The organism is Thiocapsa imhoffii (assembly GCF_016583985.1).
In the GTDB taxonomy this organism is placed as follows: Bacteria; Pseudomonadota; Gammaproteobacteria; order Chromatiales; family Chromatiaceae; genus Thiocapsa; species Thiocapsa imhoffii.
This window is the reverse complement of sequence record NZ_NRSD01000002.1, coordinates 219622-240388: the sequence shown is the minus strand read 5'-3', so window position 1 is coordinate 240388 and position 20767 is coordinate 219622. Positions and strand designations below refer to the sequence as shown.

The following is a 20767-nucleotide window of genomic DNA, read 5'->3' as shown; positions in this document are numbered from 1 at the left end:
CTGGCAACAATGTTGGCGCTGATGCCGGGCGATGAGACCAACGATTCAGAGGACGGCATTTCGTGTCCGAAACACCATCAGGCAGACCCGCTGTTGCTCCGACGGAGCATCCCGACGCATCCCAGGGTCAGCGCACCGGCGCCGGGTCCGCGCAAGGCAATCCCACTGCCGCCGATCAGGCCTATCAGCAAGTCAATCTGACCAACATCAGCAGCTCGCGCGGCTTTGCCCGCTGGCTGATGCTCAATCAGGTGAGTCTGGCACTGACCTCCTATCAAACCGGCCAGCTCTTTCTGATCGGGGTTACACCCGAAGGCGGGCTCTCGATCCATCAGCGCAACTTCGTGCGGGCGATGGGGCTCTACGCCGATGGAGGGTCGCTCTATCTCGCCGGGCTGGCGCACATCTGGCGGCTCCAGAATGTTCTGGGACCGGAGCAGCGGGCCAATGGCCATTTCGACCGGCTCTACATCCCGCGCGCGGCGCAGACCGTCGCCGATGTCGATGCGCATGAGATGGTGCTCGAGTCCAATGGACGCCTGATCTTCGTCAACACCCGCTACTCCTGTTTGGCGACGGTGAGCAACGTGCATAGCTTCAAGCCGGTGTGGCGGCCCAAGTTCATCTCGCGGCTGGCGCCGGAGGACCGCTGTCATCTCAACGGGGTCTGTCTGGAAGACGGCCGGGTGCGCTATGTGACGGCGGTCTCCACCACCGATCTCGTCGATGGCTGGCGCGGTCATCGCGGCGACGGCGGGGTGCTGATCGACGTCGACACCGATGAGATCCTGCTGAGCGGTCTGTCGATGCCCCACTCCCCGCGCCTCGACAACGGCGTCCTCTGGCTGCTTGATTCCGGCAACGGCTATCTGACCCGCGTGGATCGCCAGACCTGGCAACGCGAGCCGGTCGCCTTCTGCCCCGGCTTCATGCGCGGCCTGGCCCTGCACCGCGGACACGCCGTGATCGCGCTCTCGATGCCGCGCGATGGGCGGCTCACCGGACTGGCGCTGGAGGCCGAGCTGGCCAAACGTGGCGGCGAATCCTGGTGCGGCGTGCAGATCGTCAACCTGGAGAACGGCGACATCGTGGAATGGCTGCGCTTTGACGGGGCCATTCGGGAGTTGTTCGACATCCAGATCCTACCGGGGGTGCGCTGTCCGATGGCGGTGGAGGCCATGGGGCCGGATTTGGCCAGCTTCGTCTCGATCGAAGCGCCGGACCGACCGCTCGATCAGCGCGGGTGGGACTGGCAGCCGCCGGCTGGCGGAGAAACCCATGCGGCGAGCTAAGCACGCGAGCGCGGTCGCGGTCCTATTGGACGCACCCCTCCAGCTCCAGACCGACGCCAGTCCGACGGTCGACCTGGTTGCGCAGATCTGCCTGCCCCGCGGATGCTCGACTGGCACGGCATTGACGCAGACCTTCATCAATGCGGCACGTCAGGGCCAACAGGACCATCTGCGTTTGCGCCTGAACGACGCGCAAACCCTTGACCTCGGCCTGTCCTTGGGCGGTTTCGGCTTGGCGTACGAGACACCCTGAGTGGCGCGCGGCGCTTGGTCGTTCGGATCGGCGCCATCCCGGTCCTGGTGTCCTGCGTTCGGCCTTCTCCGCGCTTGGCTGGCCTTGCTCCTGATCCTAATCCTGCTTCCGAGCGGCGCCAGGGCCGAGACGCCGCGTGCCGTTGGGTTCAGCGTGCTGCCCGCCGATCGTCAAATCCGCCCGGACCGATCCCATCCAAAAAATATCGCATACCGCACCGGGCGCGGTTTAGGTCATTTGGTCGACGGTGATTCCGAGTGCTGCGGCGAGCTTGACCTTCGTTGCCTTACGGGCCTTGTGAGCGCCGGATTCGATTTGCGAGAGGGCCGCTTGCGACATACCGGCCCGCGCGGCAACGTCGGCTTGCGTCAGGCCAAGGTACTCGCGCCAGGCGCGAGCCGGGGTCATCTCATCACGAATGATGTCACCCACGACCTCGTTTGGAATCAGCTCATGCGCGCGCGCATAGTGCCGCAAATACTCGTCATAGGGCAGAACGACAAAGGCCGGCTGCCCGTCAGGCTCTTTGACCTAGATCCGGCAGTTGACCGCTTCGTGCCGCATGCAACGGCTTGACGTCGTTGAGTATCTTGGTCATCTGAAACCTCACCTGCGGGGTGATGGCCGCTACGGCCCCTGAAGCACGCCCCGCGCGGCGCCCGACTGCGTTGCAACTCGTTGTCGTAGAACCACTACGACGCCTCGTCGCGCCTTGTTGGACACCACGCGGGACGCACTCCAGGGGCCGTTCAACTGCCGGATCTAGGTTTGATGATCTGCAAGTCAATCGGTGCGTTCATTGCGTTTCTTGACCTCCTCGATCAGGACGATACGGACGGCGCCGTCGAACTCAAAAAAACACGATAGTCGCCGATGCGAAGTCGGTACGAATAGACGTGATTGGTGAGCTTTTTGACGTGGACACAATCCGGAAACGTCGCGAGTCACTGCATCTCGGCGAAGATCCGCTGACGGGCGGACTTCTCCTTGATCTTGCTCAGTTGTCGGGCCGCCTTGCAGCTCCACTGAATTGCGTCTCGTGACACCAATCCCTATTCTCGTGACACCGCTCTGCGGTGTCACGAATCCCATGGCGCTCCGCGCCACGTGCAACAGCACACAATAAAACAACGAATCGTGTAGAGTGCAGGGAAACACAACCTTCTCGGCAGGCCAATGGCTCGGACACGCTACCGTTTCGCCTCGCAGGATCAGCCACATTTCTTGACGTGCACCGTCGTCGAGTGGCTGCCCATCTTCACTCGACCCGAAACAGTGCAAGTGGTGTTCGACTCTTGGTCGTACCTGCAGAAGCATTCCGAGCTTCGCATCTACGGCTTTGTCGTGCTGGAAAATCACCTGCATGCCGTCGCTCAAGCGCCGAACCTGCCGGATGTGTGGAAGCGCTTCAAATCCTACTCGGCCAGAAACCTCATTGATTTGCTTGAGGAGAAGGGCGCAAGACGGCTGCTGGACCGCATGGGTTTCACGTTCAAGGCGCGGCGCAGTGATCGCTCGTATCAGCTCTGGCAAGAGGGATCCCATCCGGAATGCATCGAGGGGGACGTCATGCTGCGGCAGAAGCTGGAGTACATTCACAACAATCCCGTCAAGAGGGGTTTTGTGGATGAGCCGGAGCATTGGCGCTGGTCGAGCGCGCGCTGCTATGCCGGGCGCGCGGGGTTGATTGAGGTGTTCAGGGATTGGTGATCCCTTCTCGGACGGGGCGCGGAGCGCCAATAGACACGTGACACCGCAGAGCGGTGTCACGAGCTAACACTTATCGTGCTTCTCGGCATGGCTCGGGCGTATGCCGTCGTTGTTCACCGCATCGAGGGGCTAGTCGCCCGGCATACGCGGCGGTGCGGTGCGCCGGATGAGCGCGATATCGTCGTCGCTTAGGCGATAAGCCTGATTCACCAGGTCGGAGAAACGGCGTTCGAGGGCGCGGATCTCGGCAGCACGCTGCTGAATGGGGCTCGCATAGCGGGTGTGAGTGTCGGTCAGCTCGCCGAGCGCGGCCGGGGTCAGGCGGGGCGCGCCCTTGGGGCGACGCTTGCGGACCTCGGCGGCGAAGGCGTCGGCGGTCAGGCGGGCGAAGTCTTCAAGCTGTTGGCCCGGTTTCTCGACGACGAACTCGTGGCGCAGCCAGTTGAGCAGCTCGCGGGGTTGAGGTCGACCCCGAAGAGGTTGTCCTGCAGGATCTGGCGGTCGAGATCGAACAGACCGAGCTGTCCGGGCGCGCCGGTCAGCTCGGCGACCGTGCGGTTGACCCGCTCGTACTCGCCGATCAGATACTCGAAGGCGGCGACCAGGAAGGCACCCGATCCGCACGCCGGATCCATCACCTTGATGCGCCGCAGGAACTCGAGATGATCCACCCAGATCTTCAGACGGGTCTCGTTCAACAGGGGGCCGGGCTTGCCGGTGCGATGGCGGGCCTCGATCTGCGCATGTCGTTCGGCCAGCCAACCGCCGATGGTGCGCGCGACCATGAAGCGGGTGATGAGATCCGGGGTGTAGAAAATGCCGTCGCGCTTGCGTCGCGAACGCTGCCGGTCGTCGCCCTCGCCGCGAATCTCGGCACGGATGGACTCCAGGTCGGTGATCGACTGCTCGAAGATGTGGCCCAGGATGTTGACGTTCAGATCGGTCTCGAAATCGTAGTCCGAGAGCGCACGGATGCCGTCGAGCGCGGCATCCGCCACCACCAGGGCATCGAGCGCGGCGTCCTTGGCGAAGAGACCGCCGTTGTAGGCGTTGATCCGCATCGCCGGCAGACCCTTGTCCATGACCTCGAAGAGACTGCGGAGCTGCTGCCAACGCGAGACGCTGACGAAACCTTCGGTGTTCGTGGTCAGGGCGCTGTTCAGCACCTTGGCCGGCAGCAGGCCGATGTCCTCGCAAAAGCAGATGAAGGGACAACGGTCCAGCAGCTTCTGGGCCTGCTCCAGAAGCCGCACGGCATGTGACTCGTCTGACACCAGCTCGGCCCCGGCAGACGTGACAACCGCTGGAGCCGGCGCGGTTTCGAACACCGCCACGGAAAACGGCTCACGGCTCACGGCTCGATAGTGAGCAGACGGCGCCAGGGCAGGCTGTTCAATGACCGATCGAAGCGGTCCGTCTTGCCAACATTTCGGTTAGAGTTTCGACGGGTCAGTCAATCGTTCATGACCTTGAGCGCAAAATCAATCGGTCCGCGGGGCGAACGCCCCGTTCCATTTGCCCCGCGAGCCCCGGAGACCCGGCGATGCGTTTTTTCAATACCGAAGGGCCGATCCGCGCTGATCGTCATTATTCGTTGCCGCCGCTGTCGCGCTGGAACCTGGACGAGATCCTCGAGCTGATCGATCAGGAAAAATACTTTCTGCTTCATGCCCCGCGCCAGACCGGCAAGACCACCTGTCTGCTGGCGCTGGGCGAGTATCTGAATCGCGCGGAGCGCTATCGGGCGGTCTATGCCAATCTGGAGATCGCCCAGACCGCGCGCGAGGATGTGGCGCGCGGCATGCGGGCTATCTGCGGGGCCATCGGTGCTGCCGCACGGCGTGATCTGGGTGAGGAACGGCTGTACACCTGGACCGAGGAGGTCTGGCCGGCGCACGGGCCCGAGGGGGTGCTGAACGCCTTGCTCGAACGCTGGTGCCTGAACAGTCCACAACCGCTGGTGCTGCTGCTCGACGAGGTCGATGCCCTGGTGGGCGACACCCTGATCTCGCTGCTGCGCCAGGTGCGTGCCGGCTATACCCAGCGCCCGCTGGCCTTCCCCCAGACCATCATCCTGTGTGGCGTGCGTGACCTGCGCGACTACCGTATCCATGCCAGCTCCGAGCGTGATCCCATCACCGGTGGCAGCGCTTTCAACATCAAAGCCAAATCGCTGCGCCTGGGCGATTTCACTGCCGCGGAGGCGCGGACCTTATTGCTGCAGCATACCGCCGAGACCGGGCAGGTCTTCACCTCCGAGGCACTGGACCGGGTCTGGGCGCTCACTCAAGGCCAACCCTGGCTGGTCAATGCCCTGGCCTATCGCGCCTGCTTCGAGCTGCCCGAGGGACGCGATCGGACCCGGCCCATCACCCTGGCGCTGATCGATCAGGCCAAGGAGGCGCTGATCCTGGAGCGCGTCACCCATCTCGACCAACTCGCCCACAAATTGCAGGAACCACGAGTGCGGCGGGTCATCGAACCGATGCTCGCCGGCACACTGCCGGGCGAAGCCTCAGAGGACGATCGCCAGTATCTGGTCGATCTGGGTCTGCTACGGCGCGACGGCGCGGGTGGGCTGGTGGTCGCCAATCCCATCTACCGCGAGGTGCTGCCGCGCGCCCTGGCCAGCGGACCGCAGGACTCCCTGCCACGCATTGCCCCGACCTGGCTCAACGCCGACGGGACGCTCAACCCGTCTGCGCTGCTGGAGACCTTCCTCGCCTTCTGGCGCCAGCACGGCGCGCCCTTGCTGCGCAGCGCGCCCTATCACGAGATCGCCCCGCATCTGGTGTTGATGGCCTTTCTGCATCGGGTGATCAACGGCGGCGGCACCCTGGAGCGCGAATACGCCATCGGCATGGGGCGGATGGATCTGTGCCTACGCTATGGCGCGGTCACCCTGGGGATGGAGCTGAAGGTCTGGCGCGACGGCGCACCGGATCCGCTGGCCGAGGGGCTGGAGCAACTGGACGGCTATCTGGCTGGCCTCGGGTTGGACTCAGGCTGGCTGGTGATCTTCGACCGGCGCGCTGATCAACCGCCGATGGCCGAGCGCACCGCGAGCAGCACGACGCTGAGTCCGCACGGGCGATCCATCGAGGTGGTGCGCGCCTGAGGCGGCTGACGTCAAGGCGTCATCGTCGCCTTCCGCCCCCGTCGCTCGCACCACGCCTGGCGTAACGACCGGTATTTCAGCCGATACCAGGCGGGGGTCAGCAAGCGCTCCGGCAGATTCGGCAAGCGTTGCGCAAAAAAAATGGCCTGCCAACGCAACTCGGCGATCCATTCCAGGCGAGACGGCTCCAGCCGCCACCAAAACCGGCGCTCGGCTCGATCGTCGTGCTTGCGTGCGAAGCAGCCCTTGCCAGCGAGGCTGATTCAGTCCCTCTGGCCTCGGGACAGGCGACGGCGCCCCCGGCATGCATCCGAGCAATAGCGCACCTGATCCCAACAGGACGCCCAGCGTTTGCGCCACGTAAAGGGGCGCTGGCAGATCACGCAGACCTTGGCCGGCAGATGTACTTTGCGGTGGCTCATGCGGTTGGCTCGTCAGGACCCATCGTTCCTCCAGTCATGCGTGCCCGACGCGGCCCTGCCGCGCGCCCCGCCCCGCGCCGACGGCTGCCGTGCGCGAGGAAGATCGCCTCACGCTCCGCGCGTGACTCGGGGGTACGACGGATCGCCCCGAAGCGGCGGCGCGCCGCGCGCGCGGCGGCTTCATGATCGAGCAGCCGATCCGGATAATCATGGCCGATGCGACAGCCATAGGTGTCTTGCTCGGTGCTCGAGAGCATCCAGGGAGTATGGATGCGTGCATCGGGCACCCCCGCCAATTCAGGAACCCAACGACGAATGAACTCGCCGTGCGGATCCTGATCCTGGGATTGCTTCACCGGGTTGTAGATTCGCAGGGTGTTGATGCCGGTCGTTCCAGACTGCATCTGCACCTGAGGCCAATGGATCCCCGGCTCGTAGTCGGTGAAGACACGCGCCAGATGCAAGCCGGGTTCGCGCCAATGCAGCCACAGATGGTAGGAACTGAATGACATCAGCATGGCGCGCATCCGAAAGTTGATCCAGCCGGTTTCACGCAATGCCCGCATACAGGCGTCGACGAACGGAAAACCAGTCAAGCCTTGGCTCCAAGCCACGAGCCGGTCCGCATCGGGCTGGGGATCGCGCAGCCCATCGCAGGCGCGATGGAGGTTCTCGAACTCGATCCGCGGTTCACTCTCGAGCTTCTGCATGAAGTGACAATGCCAATGCAGCCGCCCTTCGAACGCCGCGAGCGCCTTCGCCCAGGTGCCACGTTCACCCTTGCGCCCGAGGTCCGCGATTTGCTGGCGACGGTAGCGCGTGGCCTGCACGACCTCCCGCATGGAAAGCGTGCCCCACGCGAGATGCGGGCTCAGACGTGAGCAGGATTCGAAGGCCGTCAGGGGGCTCGACATCTCAAGGTGGTAGGACTCACCGCGTGCACCGAGAAAGCCCTCGAGCAGAGCAACACCGGCGGACCGACCACCGCACTGTCGCCCGGGGCAAGGATCATCAACCAGGCCGAGTTCCCGCGCCTCGGGCAGTGCGTCGACCATCTCGTGGTCGACCAGCACAGCGAGCGGACGCAGAACAGGTGGCGGCTCCAAGGGGGCGCGCATCCGCTGCTCCCAGATGCGGGACCACTGATTGCGCGTTTTCAAACGCCGCACCACGCCATGCCGCGGCACTTCATGCCAGGGCACACCCTGGGATCGGAGCCACTCACCGACGGCTTGGTCGCGCCGATAGGTCCAGTCGTTGCCGGTCTCCTCATGCGACCAGACCGCCTCGATCGGCTGCTGCTGCAAGAGCCGGTTCAGCACCGTCACCGCCTCACCGACCTGCACGATCAGGGGCTGACCCAAGGCCGCCAATTCTTTCCGCAGCCCGTCCAAGCACTCGCGAGCGAAGGCCCAATGACGTCCCGAGACGTCCGGCTGGGCCCAATAATCGGGCTCGATGATGTAGAGTGGCAGAACGATCCCGCGACGGGAAGCCTCGACCAGGGCGGTGTGGTCGTGCACGCGCAGGTCACGCTTGAACCACAGCAGTTGGATGCCGTTCATACCGAGCGAGACTCCGACACCAGACGTGACAGATCGGCGCGCCCTTGGGCATGATCGCGGAAGCGAAAGAAGCCATGGGTCGCTGCGGGCCAGAGTCGGTCATCCCAACGGCGACGGACCTGCAGCAGTTGGATCCCGTGCACGGCGAGCCGGGTTGTAAGCTGGTTCAGACAGGTCCTCCAGGGTCCGACTGGCGTCACCAGAGTCACGATCTGCCGCACCCCTAGCCCACGCGCCCAGTTCTCGACATCCGCGAGCCAGTCGGAGGCATCGAGTCGATGTATCGGCACTGAGCCATGCGCCTCCGAGCGTGCCAAGGCGTCAGCGAGCGCGCTCTGCGCCCGGTCAATCACGGGTGGCGCCAACGCCAGGGTCACGTTAATGGTGGCATTCCAACCACCCGCAATGCCGCGATACCGGTGCGCCGCCAGCACGGAAAGTTCTGGCGTCAGATCCTCGGGCGTCACCAGCAGTGCGCTGGGTTGATCCCAGAGCGGCTCCGGGCACACCGGCAGTGGTCGCGGTAGGTGATCCCACGGCGGCTCACTGACGGGGAGAGCCTGCTCATCGAGTTCACCCTTGGGATTGAAGCGCCCGTCGGTATAGCGGGCGATGTTCTCGGCACGGGCGAGGTAATGCTTGCCGCGCGTGTGCAACCCCGCTACCCAGCGCCAAGACAAGGTATTGGAGGCGGGATCGCCGTCGTGCAAATGGCGGAGGAAAAAGGCTGCCCCGAGGCTCCAAGGCAAACGTAAGGTAAAGATCCAAATGCTGGCGAACCACATGCGCACATGGTTGTGCAGATAACCGGTGACCATCAGTTCCCGCACCCAGGTATCAAAACAGGCGATGCCGGTGCGCCCGTCCGTGGCCTCGGCATAGCGTAGCGACGCCGTGCCTGTCAGTGACTCGGCATCGCGCTCGACTTGCTCGAGGTATTGGTTCCAGAGGTGCGGGCGCAGTTCGAGCCAGCCTTTCCAATAGGTTCGCCACAAGACCTCGGAGACGAATTTCTCGACCGTGGCAGGGGCATGAGCCTCCCACACCGCCGCAATCACTTCGGGTTCCAGCAGCAGGCGATAACGCAGATGGACCGACAGGCGCGACACCTCGTCGTAGGGTGGGATGGCACGGTTACGCACGCGTCCGTAGGTGGCTACATGCGGCAGAAACTCCGCGAGGCGTGCCAGCCCAGCATCGCGCGTGAGCGCGGCGACAGGCTCCCAATTGGGGTGATGAACAGTGCTCATCCCGCCCAGTTAGGCGGGTTGCCCGCGCATTTCAACCCGATCCGTACCAGGGGTAACAGTCGATCGCCAGGGCGACGGAGGCCCTGGAGCACCTTGCTCAGTCGCTGCGGCGGCCCCGATTGCTGACAAGATGACGCTGTCCCGTCGCCATGGCGGCTGGTCCCACCAATTCGAGTTCGCCCTCCGGTCCCAAGCGCAGTCGATACAGCCGGCCACGATGCAAAATCGGCAGCTCACCCCCTGGATCGAACAGCTCTGCGCTATAGACGGCATGCTGCACCAGGGAGGACGCGGCCACGGCTGAAGCCGGATCGGTCGGGATCAATCGGGTCGGTTGGGCGGGCCGGGGATGGCGCTGACGCCGCTCAATCGCACGCATCACGACACTGATCCTCCGTGGGCCGTCATCACGCGCGGTGTTGCCACGTTCGCATTCATCCGCTCCAGGGCAGCCTCATGATGCCGCCCTGAGAGAGAGGCATCCGAGTCCAGATGCACCGTATCGCCCAACACCATCAGCACCAGCAAAACGACACCAACCGCAACCGAGCCGAGAACGAAATCACGCATGAGGATCAACTCCTGGACACCGCCCAGGAGCCTGGCGCGGCGGCCTCGATAGGAAAAAGTCCAAACCACCAAGAGGGTCATGACGTGACGCCCCTTTTAGTTAATGATAATCGTTCTTATTTATAATGCAAGTCCGACGATGCAAGTCGGTCATCCGAGACCACGTCGTTGACTCCATGCAAGCACCTACCGGATGGCGTGAAGCGCGCTGCTGATAGGCCAGTCATTAAGGGGGTTTTCGGGCCGGCCCGAAACACGCTGAGCATCTGGGGCGTTGAGGTCGATCAGGGATGCGGCACTGTGCTCCGTGACGTCAACCTGTATGTTATGTTATAGCATCTTTGTTCCGTTCTAAGTTAAACCTCCGAGACCCTTGACCAACTCACCAAATCGATCCGTTATGGAACCGACGATTCCCCACCCGACCGCGATGCGCCCCGTCGCCTACGCTGCCTCGCCACTGGCCATGCAGAGCACCCGCCGAGTCGATCGGCTCGCCGATCTCAGCGAGATCTTCGAATCCGATGTCCTGATCTGCCATCATCCTCGCCGTGCCTGCACGCGGATCATGGACGCCTTCGCGCAACCTGTGTTTCAGTCCTGGCCGGGCCTGCGTGCCGTGGTTCCAGTCAGCTCCGATGGCATCCCTCAAATCGATCGTCTCAGGCTTCCAGAGCATCCGGAGGCCGCCGCGATCACCGCGGAAATCCGATTCCTGACACAGCTCTACGCCGACCTGATCGGCTGCCCCAGCATCGGTTTGAGGGTAGAGCGCCTCGACCGCGCCATGTGTCCGAAATGGCACGTGGACCGCACTGGGATCAGACTCCTCTGTACCTGGCGCGGACCCGGCACCGAATGGTTGGATGCCGCTGGCATCGATCACCGTGCGCTGCCAACGATGGCCGGGGACTCTCCCGCGAGCGGGCGCGCCGCGCCCTTCGATCTCCTGCTCCTGAAGGGAACCGCCTGGCCGGGTCACGCCGAGCAACGTGGCGCGATCCACCGCTCGCCAAGCGTGGCTCCCGAGGCATGCCCGCGGATCATCTTGGCTCTGGATGCGCTCTGGACCGACTAACTCCCGTCAGGACCGAATCGCCAAGATCGATCTGAAGCCAGTCCATCGAGCGAGTGGCGGCCCCGAACTGGTGTCCACCTAGCCGTACCAGACCAACGAAAAAGCCCCGCCGAAGCGGGGCTTGGTCACCTCTTGGGCTGGATCGAACGACCCAGCGGCTGGGCTTACATCATGCCCATGCCGCCCATGTCGCCCATTCCACCCATACCGCCACCACCCGGCATCGGGGCATCATCCTTCGGCTCCTCGGCGATCATCGCCTCGGTGGTGATCATCAAACCCGCGACGGAGGCGGCATTCTGCAGGGCCGAGCGGGTCACCTTGGTCGGATCCAGGATCCCCATGTCGACCATGTCGCCATATTCACCGTTGGCCGCGTTGTAACCGAAGTTACCCGAACCGTCGACGACCTTGTGCAGGATGACCGACGGCTCGGCACCCGCATTGGCGACGATCTGGCGCAGCGGCTCTTCCATCGCACGGCGGGCGATCGTGATCCCGACGTCTTGGTCGTGGTTGGCCCCACTCAGGCCCTTGATGGTGGTCTGAGCACGCACCAGTGCGACACCACCGCCCGGGACGATGCCTTCCTCGACGGCCGCACGGGTCGCATGCAGGGCGTCTTCGACACGCGCCTTCTTCTCCTTCATTTCCATCTCGGTGGCCGCACCGACCTTGATCACGGCGACACCGCCGGCGAGCTTGGCGAGACGCTCCTGCAGCTTCTCACGGTCATAATCGGAGGTGGTCTCCTCGACCTGGGCACGAATCTGCTCGCAGCGGGCCTTAATGTCCATCTCGGAACCGGCACCGTCGATGAGGGTGGTCTCATCCTTGCCGACCTGGACCTTCTTCGCGGTCCCGAGGTCATTCAGGGTTGCCTTTTCGAGCGACAAGCCGACCTCTTCGGAAATCACAGTGGCACCGGTGAGGATCGCGATGTCCTGCAGCATCGCCTTGCGACGATCGCCAAAGCCCGGGGCCTTGACGGCGCAGACCTTCACGATTCCGCGCAAGGTGTTGACCACCAGCGTCGCCAGGGCCTCGCCCTCAACATCCTCGGCGACGATCAGCAGCGGACGGCCCGCCTTGGCAACGGCCTCGAGCACCGGCAGGAGTTCGCGGATGTTGGAGATCTTCTTGTCATGCAACAAGATGAAGGGATCGTCGAGTTCCGCGCTCTGACTCTGCTGGTTGTTAATGAAGTAGGGTGAGAGGTAGCCGCGGTCAAACTGCATCCCCTCGACCACTGCGAGTTCGTTGTGCAGCGAGGTGCCGTCCTCAACCGTGATGACACCTTCCTTGCCGACCTTCTCCATCGCCTCGGCAATGATCTGGCCGATCGAATCGTCGGAGTTGGCGGAGATGGTGCCAACCTGCGCAATCGCCTTGCTCTCGGTGCAGGGCTTGGAGAGGTTCTTCAACTCCTCCACGGCGGCCTCGACGGCCTTGTCGATGCCGCGCTTCAGATCCATCGGATTCATGCCCGCGGCAACCGCCTTGAGGCCCTCGCGCACCATGGCCTGAGCCAATACTGTGGCGGTGGTGGTGCCATCGCCGGCGATGTCAGAGGTGTGAGAGGCCACTTCCTTGACCATCTGGGCGCCCATGTTCTCGAACTTGTCGCTCAGTTCGATTTCCTTGGCCACGGACACACCGTCCTTAGTGACGGTCGGGGCACCGAAGGACTTCTCCAGCACGACATTGCGGCCCTTAGGACCGAGCGTCACCTTCACGGCGTTGGCCAGAATGTTCACGCCGTCCATCATGCGGGCGCGGGCTTCGCCGCCAAACTTAACGTCTTTTGCACTCATACTGTCTTTCCTCGAATTCGTTGGGTGATCGGGTGTCAGAGGACGGGCTCAGAAAGGATCGCTTGATCCTTCGGCCTCAGCCCTCGATGACGCCCATGATGTCTTCCTCTCGCATGACCAGGAACTCGTTCCCGTCGAGCTTCACCTCGGTGCCAGAGTATTTCCCGAACAGGACGCGGTCGCCGACCTTGACGTCGAGCGGGCGGCTCTCACCGTTGTCGAGAATCTTGCCCTTACCCACGGCAATGATTTCACCTTGAATCGGCTTTTCCGCCGCGGAGTCCGGGATGACGATCCCACCGGCGGTCGTGCGCTCTTCTTCCATGCGGCGAACGACGACGCGGTCGTGCAGGGGACGGATGTTCATAAGGCGATCTCCTCGTGCGATGTATGGATTGGAAGTACCTGAGAGTCGACCGGACGAAGGACACTCTGTTAGCACTCATCTCAAACGAGTGCTAATAGTAGAGCCTTCTCGTCATCTGTCAAGCATTCGCGGTGGTTCACGGCGAAAATCCTCGCTCGATGCACACCGGGGGGCCGCGGCGTGATCAGGGCGGGTCGCGCCGGATCCTGCATCTGTGCCTCATGGCCTGTGGGGGATCGATTCCTGGCGAGCAGGCTGGGAGCGGCGGCTGGTCCGGGCGTGCGCCGTGGCGCGCACGACCGGATGGTGAACGGCTGGGAGTGGTTGTGGTGGGAACGTGGAGCTGGACCGCACGGCTGGCGATCGAGCAGACAGCGACGTGATGACCTGGAGAACACCAGAGCGCGACACCGTCAGAGCGGGTTCGCCCGCCTTGGAGCTCTCAGCTGAAACGGCGCACTCACGGGTCGGTTGCGCGGTTCCCATCCCGCATGAGCGGTTGAGCACGCGGCGAAGGCGCGGGAGGCGACGCCACCGCGCAACGCGCGTCAGTCCTCGCGTCGATAATCGCCTTCGATAATTCGCGCACGCTCCTGTGCGGGACCTGCGTCGCGCGACTCGCTCGACGCCCCGACGGGAAGCACGCGGACATAACGCCCAACCATCCAACGCCGTAAGGGTGGAATCAAGAGGAGGAACCCGACGGCGTCCGTCAAAAACCCCGGCAGGAGCAGGAAGAAACCGGCAATCAACAGCAGTGCGCCGTCGAGGACCTCCAGTGCCGGCACCTCGCCGCGGTCGGTCATCTCCCGCACGCGCAGCAATAAGCCGAAGCCTTGATGGCGAACCAGCCATGTCCCCAGGACCGCGGTCAGGATCGACAAGCCGATCGTGGGCAGAGCACCGATTTCGGATCCCACCTCGATCAGCACATAGATTTCGATGAGGGGGAGGCCAATGAGGAGGGCCAGAAGGATGATCAGCGGCACGAATTAGGGTCTCCTGAGATCGATCGCTCGATTGCCCGGGATCCGCGATGGCGGACCTGGTCCTGATGAGCGATGTGACAAGTGCGCTCTGGAGTGGTTCAGGATAGAGCAACCCGGGCGCCGATGGAACGATCTTGGTGGCATCTCATCCGCGAGCCTCTAGAGTGTGAGCGTGGTCTGCGCTCGCTGCCACGTGGAGCTCTGTCGCTTGGCGTGGCCTGTCACGGCGCCTGACGGGACCGGAGGCATGAAGTCGTTCGGAACCTCTCGTCACCGGGCGAGCTCGAAGCCACTTAGGGCGATTTGCGGAGAATCGTATCTCCCGACCAGAGTGACCTCGTCGCCGCGAACGGCGATCCCCGGTCCACGGTTGGGATGGGGTTTCCCGGAAATCGCCTGAGAAATCGTGCCAACCCTGGTTCTCCACTTGATCAATCGCAAGGATTCGGCAATCCTGACCGGATGAATCAATCTCATTTTAGCTCTCTGAACGGCCGCCCACTCGTCACGCCGCTACCACCCGGGGATGCGGGTCGACACTCGGGCCGCTGGTGCGCATCATGAGCGCGCATCGCATCCTGTTTTGTTCCTGCCCGGATGCACCGACCGCCGAGGAGCTCGCTACCACCCTGGTTGAGGAACGGCTTGCCGCCTGCGTGAATCTGCTGCCCGGCATCACCTCCGTCTATCGCTGGGAGGGGAACATCCAGCACGATCCCGAGGTGCTGCTCCTGATCAAGACCACCGCGACACGGGTCCCGGAGCTGATGGCGCGCCTGCGGATGCGGCATCCCTACGAGCTTCCCGAGATCATCGCCGTCCCCGTCACCGAAGGACTCCCTGACTATTTGAGCTGGGTCACCACATGCACCAAGAACAACGACTGAAGGTGGAACGAGGAACCCTCGACGCGCAGCCCAAGTGGCGCCCAGGCGCGCGTAAACTAGCCAGCGCATGGGCACTCGCAATCAGTTGGTTGCTCGTCCTGGTTGCCGCCCCGAGTGTCATGGCCGAAGGCGAGTTCCTCAAGCCGGATCAAGCCTTCCGAATCTCCGGCGAAGCCGATGGCCCCGATGCCGTGCGGGTCCGTTGGGACATCGCCGATGGCTACTACATGTATCAGAGCAAGTTCGGATTCGACTCCGACAGCCCTGGAATCACCCTCGGCAGCCCCGAGATGCCCGCGGCCGAGACCAAGGAGGATGAATTCTTCGGCCGGGTCCAGGTGTATCGGGACCGTGTCGAGATCCGGGTGCCCATCGCACGCGAGGCGGAGGCCGGAAACTTCCTCACCCTCGAGGCCCTGTCACAAGGCTGCGCCGATGCGGGATTTTGCTACCCGCCCCATCGCCACCGACTCTTGCTCGAACTGCCCGCGGTCGCGGCCGCCACGCCAGCGCCTAGTCAGAGTCAGAACACCGCGCCACCACCGGCTGAGCCATCGGCGGCACCCGCGGCCATCCGTGGCGAACAAACGCTCAGTGCGCTCCCCAGTCTTGGCCAGTCGCTCGGTCTGGGTTTTGACGATGACATCCTGCCCGCCGAAGAGGCCTTCCTGCTCTCCGCGGAGGTCGTCGGGCCTGATGCGATCACATTAACCTGGGAGATCGCCGACGGGACCTATCTCTACAGTCACCTGCTTGAGGTGACACTAGAGGATCACGAAGAGGTCGCGCTCGATCATTTCGAGCGCCCCGCCGGGGAGATCAAGCAGAACTCCGTCCTACCCGATGGCAGTGTCGGTGATGTCGAGGTTTATCATGATCGGGTCGCTCTGAACGTGCCACTCGTGCGTGGCGCCAGCGCTCCGACCGAGGTGACCCTCATCGCGAACTATCAGGGGTGTGCCGAAATCGGCATCTGCTATCCCCCCCAGAGCCAACGGCTGACGTTCAGCCTGCCGGAGGCGCTGGTGACTCGCGTCCTGCCAACTGCGGCAGCCGCGTCCACCATTAGCGACACGCCCCCGCCCGCGACGGTCGACGACATGGTCTCCGAGCAGGATCGCATCGCCTCCGTGCTCGCCAACAGCGGGGTGTGGGTCGTGATCGCGGCCTTCTTCGGGTTCGGCCTATTGCTCGCCTTCACACCGTGCGTCTTTCCGATGATCCCGATCCTCTCGGGGATTATCGCGGGCCAGGGACCCGGTCTCACGACACGGCGGGCCTTTGTGCTGTCGTTGGTCTATGTCCTGGCGATGGCCTTGACCTACACGGTGGTCGGCGTCCTTGCGGGACTATTCGGGGCCAACCTTCAAGCGGCCTTTCAGAACCCCTGGGTCCTGAGTGTTTTCGCGCTCATCTTCGTCCTGCTCGCGCTGTCCATGTTTGGCTTCTACGACCTGCAATTGCCATCGAGTTGGCAGTCGAAATTGGCCGAGATCAGCAACCGGCAGGAGGGTGGAACCCTACTCGGCGTGGCCATCATGGGCCTCCTCTCGGCCCTGATCGTCGGCCCCTGCGTGGCTCCACCGCTGTTCGGGGCACTCATCTATATTAGTCAGACGGGCGACGCGGTGCTTGGCGGCATTGCCCTGTTCGCCCTGAGCATGGGGATGGGCGCCCCGCTGATCGCGATCGGCACCTCTGCCGGGAAGCTGCTGCCCCGCGCCGGCGCCTGGATGGATGCCGTGAAGGCGGTGTTCGGCGTTGCCCTGCTCGGGGTCGCCATCTTCATGCTGGAGCGCATCCTCCCGCCCGCGGTGGCGATGCTGCTGTGGGGGCTCCTGCTGATCAGCTCGGCGGTCTACATGGGCGCGCTCAGTCAGCTCCCCCAGGATGCGCGTGGCTGGAGCAAGCTTTGGAAGGGCCTCGGTGTCTTCCTCCTCATTTATGGCGCGCTCATGTTGATCGGTGCCGCCGCCGGTGGGAAGGATACGCTGCAACCGCTGCGCGGGCTCGCGGTGGGGGGCGGCGCGGGCAGCGCCGCGGAGGCAACCTTCGTGCGCGTGAAGACGGTCGAGGATGTCGAGCGCGAGGTCGCCAAGGCGGCCGCGCTTGGCAAACCGGTGCTGTTCGACTTCTATGCCGACTGGTGCGTGACCTGCAAGGAACTGGAGCGCTATACCTTCAGTGACCCGGCAGCGATCGCGGAGATGAACCGGTTTGTCTTGCTCAAGGCCGATGTGACAGCCAACGATGCAGCCGATCAGGCGTTGATGCAGCACTTCGGAATCATTGGGCCACCCGCCATCCTGTTCTTCGATCCCAGCGGCGCCGAACTCAGGAATTACCGATTGGTCGGCTTCAAGCCCGCCGATGCCTTCGTCACGCACCTGCAGCGAGCCGCCCCATGAGTCGCACCCGCATCGGCCTAGCGATCCTGCTCGCGGGCATGATCAGCGTGGGCGTGGCGATGATCGGACAACGCTGGATCGATGCCCGTGGCACCGATCAGGTGACCATCATCCGCCCGAGCGCCCCACTGCAGATTCTGCCCGAGTTCAGCCTCCCGGACCTGCACGGCGATGAGGTCTCCAGTTCCGAGTGGTCTGGCAAGATCGTGATCCTCAATTACTGGGCGAGTTGGTGCCCCCCGTGCGTGCGCGAGATCCCCCTCTTCATCCAGACCCAGAGCACCCTCGGTGAGGCGCAGGTCCAGGTGGTGGGGATCGCGGTCGATCGACTGGACGACATCACGCAATTCATCGCCGACTATCCGCTCAACTACCCGATCCTCATCGCCAACCCCGCGGCCATGGCCTTGTCGAAACGGCTCGGCAATCGAGTCGAGGGACTGCCGTTCACCGTGATCTTCGATCAGCGCGGCCGGCGGGTCTTCAGTCGCACCGGCGAGATCACAGCGGCCGAACTCGCCAGCGAACTCGATCCCTTGATTAAGACCAAGGGCTCCTGAAGGGACGATCAAGGCGACCTCCAAGCTAGACAACATCGCGTAAAATCCGGACAATTCGCGACGGTTTCACGCCGTTCACGGCGTGAGCCCGACTCGAGAAGCCCCTCGCACGCGCTGGAGCACAGTGACCGGATGGCCAAGATCCTCGTTCTGAACGGACCGAACCTCAACCTGCTCGGCAGTCGCGAGCCAGGCCATTATGGCCAGACCACGCTCGACGAAATCCAGCAGCAGCTGGAAGGGTTCGCCTCGACGCGGGGACTGAGCCTCGAGGTCCTGCAGAGCAATGCCGAGCATGTCTTGATCGACGCCATCCATCGGGCCGCGCTCGACGGGGTCGAGTTCATCATCATCAACCCGGCGGCCTTCACGCACACCAGCGTTGCGCTCCGTGATGCCCTCTTGGCGGTCGGCATCCCCTTCATCGAGGTTCATCTGTCGAACGTGCATGCCCGCGAACCCTTCCGTGCGCACTCCCATTTCTCCGATATTGCCGTCGGAGTGATCAGCGGGCTCGGCGCCGAGGGCTATCTCCTTGCGTTGCGTGCCGCGACCCGCCGCCTCGCCCTGACCTCACCCAACGAGAATCACTGAACATGGATATCCGCAAGGTAAAGAAGCTCATCGAACTGTTGGAGCAATCCGACGTCGCGGAGATCGAGATCCACGAGGGTGAGGAGTCGGTGCGGATCAGCCGCCAGGGCTCGAGTCCGATGCCGATGTACATGCCGCAAGCCATGCCGATGGCGGCCAACCCGACCGCGACCCCCACCACCCACGTTACCCTCAACGAGGACGAAGACGAGGAGGAAGACGGCGACCTCGTACGCTCCCCCATGGTGGGCACCTTCTATCGCTCCCCCTCCCCCGGCTCGAAATCCTTTGTCGAAGAGGGTCAGAGCGTCAAGGTCGGCGACACCCTCTGTATCATTGAGGCCATGAAGATCCTCAACCAGATCGAATGCGAGCGTGGCGGGAAGATCAAGCGTATTCTCGTTGAGAATGGCCAACCCGTGGAGTACAACCAGCCACTGTTCGTGATCGAATGAGCACGACCGGAATGGTCCGCCTCACCACCAAGCCGCGGCGCACCGCCATCGTGCGCGGCGACCTCTTCAGCGAAGAGACCCCGACATGGCTGCAATGATCGAAAAGGTTCTGATCGCCAACCGCGGTGAGATCGCACTGCGCATCCTGCGCGCCTGCCGCGAATTGGGCATCAAAACCGTCGCGGTCCACTCCCAGGCCGACCGCGATCTCAAGCACGTCCTGCTCGCCGACGAGTCCGTCTGCATCGGCCCTCCGCCGTCACTGAACAGCTATCTGAACGTGCCCGCCATTATCAGCGCGGCGGAAGTCACCGACACCGTCGCCATCCATCCCGGATACGGCTTCTTGTCGGAAAATGCCGACTTCGCCGAGCGCGTCGAACGCTCCGGATTCATTTTCATTGGCCCCAAACCGGAGACCATTCGCCTCATGGGCGACAAGGTCTCGGCGATCGCCGCCATGCATACGGCCGGAGTGCCCTGCGTCCCAGGTTCGGATGGCCCCCTCGACGACAACAAGAAGCGCACGCTCGAGATGGCGCGCACGATTGGCTATCCCGTCATCATCAAGGCCTCCGGGGGCGGCGGCGGGCGGGGCATGCGCGTCGTGCACTCCGAGGCGACCTTGCTGAATGCCATCTCGCTGACCAGGGCGGAAGCGGCCGCCGCCTTCAACAATGACATGGTCTACATGGAGAAGTACCTCGAGAACCCGCGCCATGTCGAATTCCAGGTCCTCGCCGACCAGCATGGCAACGCCATCCATCTCGGCGAACGCGACTGCTCGATGCAGCGCCGTCACCAAAAGGTCGTCGAAGAGGCCCCCGCCCCCGGCATCACCGAGGACCAACGGCGCGAGATCGGTGAGCGCTGCGCCGAGGCCTGTCGGACCATCGGTTATCGCGGCGCCGGGACCTTCGAATTTCTCTATGAGGATGGCTGTTTCTACTTCATCGAGATGAATACCCGGGTCCAGGTCGAACACCCGGTCACCGAGATGATCACCGGCGTTGACATCGTCAAGGAACAGATCCTCATCGCCTCTGGCGAACCGCTGCGCTATCGGCAAGAGGACATCATCATCCGTGGCCATGCGATCGAGTGCCGCCTCAATGCCGAGGACTCCGATACCTTCATGCCGAGTCCCGGCAAGATCACCGAATTCCATGCCCCGGGTGGCCCGGGGGTACGACTGGAGACCCATATCTACAGCGGCTACACGGTACCGCGTTACTACGACTCCATGATCGGCAAGCTGATCACGCACGGGGAGGATCGCGAGGCGGCGATCGCCCGGATGTGCAATGCCCTGCGTGAAACCGTCATTGACGGGATCAACACCAATATCAAACTGCAGCGCTCGATCCTGCGTGATGGGGCATTCCTCGCCGGTGGCGCGAACATTCACTACCTCGAGAAAAAGCTTGGGATGTAG

General features: G+C 63.4%; 22 protein-coding genes. 11 read left to right on the top strand and 11 right to left on the bottom strand.

Annotated elements, in window-relative coordinates; translation table 11 throughout:
- Nucleotides 1–62: 62 nt before the first annotated feature.
- A complete protein-coding gene (locus CKO25_RS03510; RefSeq protein WP_338115058.1) occupies nucleotides 63–1292 on the top strand; it encodes a TIGR03032 family protein in 1230 nt (409 codons plus the stop codon).
- Nucleotides 1279–1545, top strand: a complete 267-nt coding sequence (locus tag CKO25_RS03505) for an invasion associated locus B family protein (RefSeq protein ID WP_200386538.1) — start codon at nucleotides 1279–1281, stop codon at nucleotides 1543–1545. The genes CKO25_RS03510 and CKO25_RS03505 overlap by 14 nt, the downstream gene beginning before the upstream one ends.
- Before the next feature lie 228 nt (nucleotides 1546–1773).
- Here the strand turns inward: CKO25_RS03505 and CKO25_RS03500 are convergent, their stop codons facing one another.
- Entirely contained in the window at nucleotides 1774–2022 is a 249-nt protein-coding gene (locus tag CKO25_RS03500; RefSeq protein ID WP_242467367.1) for a helix-turn-helix domain-containing protein, read from the bottom strand.
- Between the two features lie 699 nt (nucleotides 2023–2721).
- Between CKO25_RS03500 and CKO25_RS03490 the strand changes: the two genes are divergently transcribed.
- A complete protein-coding gene (locus CKO25_RS03490; protein WP_200386537.1) occupies nucleotides 2722–3255 on the top strand; it encodes an REP-associated tyrosine transposase in 534 nt (177 codons plus the stop codon).
- Nucleotides 3256–3384: 129 nt separating this feature from the next.
- Here the strand turns inward: CKO25_RS03490 and CKO25_RS22195 are convergent, their stop codons facing one another.
- The gene (locus CKO25_RS22195) at nucleotides 3385–3693 is read right to left on the bottom strand and encodes a DUF8810 domain-containing protein (protein ID WP_503663876.1); all 309 of its coding nucleotides are present in this window, start codon (nucleotides 3691–3693) and stop codon (nucleotides 3385–3387) included.
- On the bottom strand, nucleotides 3633–4589 hold the full coding sequence (locus CKO25_RS03485) for a DNA methyltransferase (protein ID WP_242467365.1): 957 nt from the start codon (nucleotides 4587–4589) through the stop codon (nucleotides 3633–3635). Before CKO25_RS03485 ends, CKO25_RS22195 begins: the two co-directional genes overlap by 61 nt.
- Before the next feature lie 209 nt (nucleotides 4590–4798).
- Between CKO25_RS03485 and CKO25_RS03480 the strand changes: the two genes are divergently transcribed.
- Nucleotides 4799–6373: an AAA family ATPase gene (locus CKO25_RS03480; RefSeq protein ID WP_200386536.1), complete on the top strand. Its 1575-nt coding sequence runs from the start codon at nucleotides 4799–4801 to the stop codon at nucleotides 6371–6373.
- 263 nt (nucleotides 6374–6636) lie between these two features.
- On the opposite strand, the gene CKO25_RS03475 is transcribed toward CKO25_RS03480, so the two are convergent.
- From CKO25_RS03475 to CKO25_RS03455, 5 genes are all read right to left on the bottom strand, one after another.
- On the bottom strand, nucleotides 6637–6795 hold the full coding sequence (locus CKO25_RS03475; RefSeq protein WP_200386535.1) for a DUF2256 domain-containing protein: 159 nt from the start codon (nucleotides 6793–6795) through the stop codon (nucleotides 6637–6639).
- Nucleotides 6792–8360, bottom strand: coding sequence for an FAD-binding domain-containing protein (locus CKO25_RS03470; RefSeq protein ID WP_207161948.1), 1569 nt, complete (start codon nucleotides 8358–8360; stop codon nucleotides 6792–6794). The genes CKO25_RS03475 and CKO25_RS03470 overlap by 4 nt, the downstream gene beginning before the upstream one ends.
- Entirely contained in the window at nucleotides 8357–9610 is a 1254-nt protein-coding gene (locus tag CKO25_RS03465) for an FAD-binding domain-containing protein (RefSeq protein WP_200386534.1), read from the bottom strand. The genes CKO25_RS03470 and CKO25_RS03465 overlap by 4 nt, the downstream gene beginning before the upstream one ends.
- Before the next feature lie 97 nt (nucleotides 9611–9707).
- Entirely contained in the window at nucleotides 9708–9989 is a 282-nt protein-coding gene (gene hemP / locus CKO25_RS03460) for a hemin uptake protein HemP (protein WP_242467395.1), read from the bottom strand.
- Nucleotides 9989–10180 carry a hypothetical protein gene (locus CKO25_RS03455; protein ID WP_200386532.1) on the bottom strand — a complete coding sequence of 64 codons (192 nt, stop codon included), beginning with the start codon at nucleotides 10178–10180 and terminating at the stop codon, nucleotides 9989–9991. The genes hemP and CKO25_RS03455 overlap by 1 nt, the downstream gene beginning before the upstream one ends.
- A gap of 400 nt (nucleotides 10181–10580) precedes the next feature.
- Between CKO25_RS03455 and CKO25_RS03450 the strand changes: the two genes are divergently transcribed.
- Nucleotides 10581–11258 (top strand): DUF1826 domain-containing protein, encoded by a 678-nt coding sequence (locus CKO25_RS03450; RefSeq protein ID WP_200386531.1) that lies wholly within the window; start codon nucleotides 10581–10583, stop codon nucleotides 11256–11258.
- Between the two features lie 164 nt (nucleotides 11259–11422).
- Here the strand turns inward: CKO25_RS03450 and groL are convergent, their stop codons facing one another.
- The 3 genes from groL to CKO25_RS03435 all read right to left on the bottom strand — a co-directional run bounded on the left by groL (nucleotide 11423) and on the right by CKO25_RS03435 (nucleotide 14428).
- Nucleotides 11423–13072 carry a chaperonin GroEL gene (groL, locus tag CKO25_RS03445; protein ID WP_200386530.1) on the bottom strand — a complete coding sequence of 550 codons (1650 nt, stop codon included), beginning with the start codon at nucleotides 13070–13072 and terminating at the stop codon, nucleotides 11423–11425.
- 76 nt (nucleotides 13073–13148) lie between these two features.
- Nucleotides 13149–13439 (bottom strand): co-chaperone GroES, encoded by a 291-nt coding sequence (groES, locus tag CKO25_RS03440; protein ID WP_200386529.1) that lies wholly within the window; start codon nucleotides 13437–13439, stop codon nucleotides 13149–13151.
- 548 nt (nucleotides 13440–13987) lie between these two features.
- Entirely contained in the window at nucleotides 13988–14428 is a 441-nt protein-coding gene (locus CKO25_RS03435) for an FxsA family protein (protein ID WP_200386528.1), read from the bottom strand.
- Between the two features lie 560 nt (nucleotides 14429–14988).
- Between CKO25_RS03435 and cutA the strand changes: the two genes are divergently transcribed.
- The 6 genes from cutA (at nucleotide 14989) to accC (ending at nucleotide 20767) form a co-directional block, all read left to right on the top strand.
- Complete coding sequence (gene cutA / locus CKO25_RS03430; protein WP_200386527.1) at nucleotides 14989–15315, top strand: divalent-cation tolerance protein CutA; 327 nt, start codon at nucleotides 14989–14991, stop codon at nucleotides 15313–15315.
- Nucleotides 15294–17723 carry a protein-disulfide reductase DsbD gene (locus CKO25_RS03425; protein ID WP_200386526.1) on the top strand — a complete coding sequence of 810 codons (2430 nt, stop codon included), beginning with the start codon at nucleotides 15294–15296 and terminating at the stop codon, nucleotides 17721–17723. The genes cutA and CKO25_RS03425 overlap by 22 nt, the downstream gene beginning before the upstream one ends.
- Nucleotides 17720–18283, top strand: a complete 564-nt coding sequence (locus CKO25_RS03420) for a TlpA family protein disulfide reductase (RefSeq protein ID WP_200386525.1) — start codon at nucleotides 17720–17722, stop codon at nucleotides 18281–18283. The genes CKO25_RS03425 and CKO25_RS03420 overlap by 4 nt, the downstream gene beginning before the upstream one ends.
- 132 nt (nucleotides 18284–18415) lie before the next feature.
- Entirely contained in the window at nucleotides 18416–18877 is a 462-nt protein-coding gene (aroQ, locus tag CKO25_RS03415) for a type II 3-dehydroquinate dehydratase (RefSeq protein ID WP_200386524.1), read from the top strand.
- A gap of 2 nt (nucleotides 18878–18879) precedes the next feature.
- Nucleotides 18880–19332, top strand: a complete 453-nt coding sequence (gene accB / locus CKO25_RS03410; protein ID WP_200386523.1) for an acetyl-CoA carboxylase biotin carboxyl carrier protein — start codon at nucleotides 18880–18882, stop codon at nucleotides 19330–19332.
- A gap of 94 nt (nucleotides 19333–19426) precedes the next feature.
- Nucleotides 19427–20767, top strand: a complete 1341-nt coding sequence (gene accC / locus CKO25_RS03405) for an acetyl-CoA carboxylase biotin carboxylase subunit (protein WP_200386640.1) — start codon at nucleotides 19427–19429, stop codon at nucleotides 20765–20767.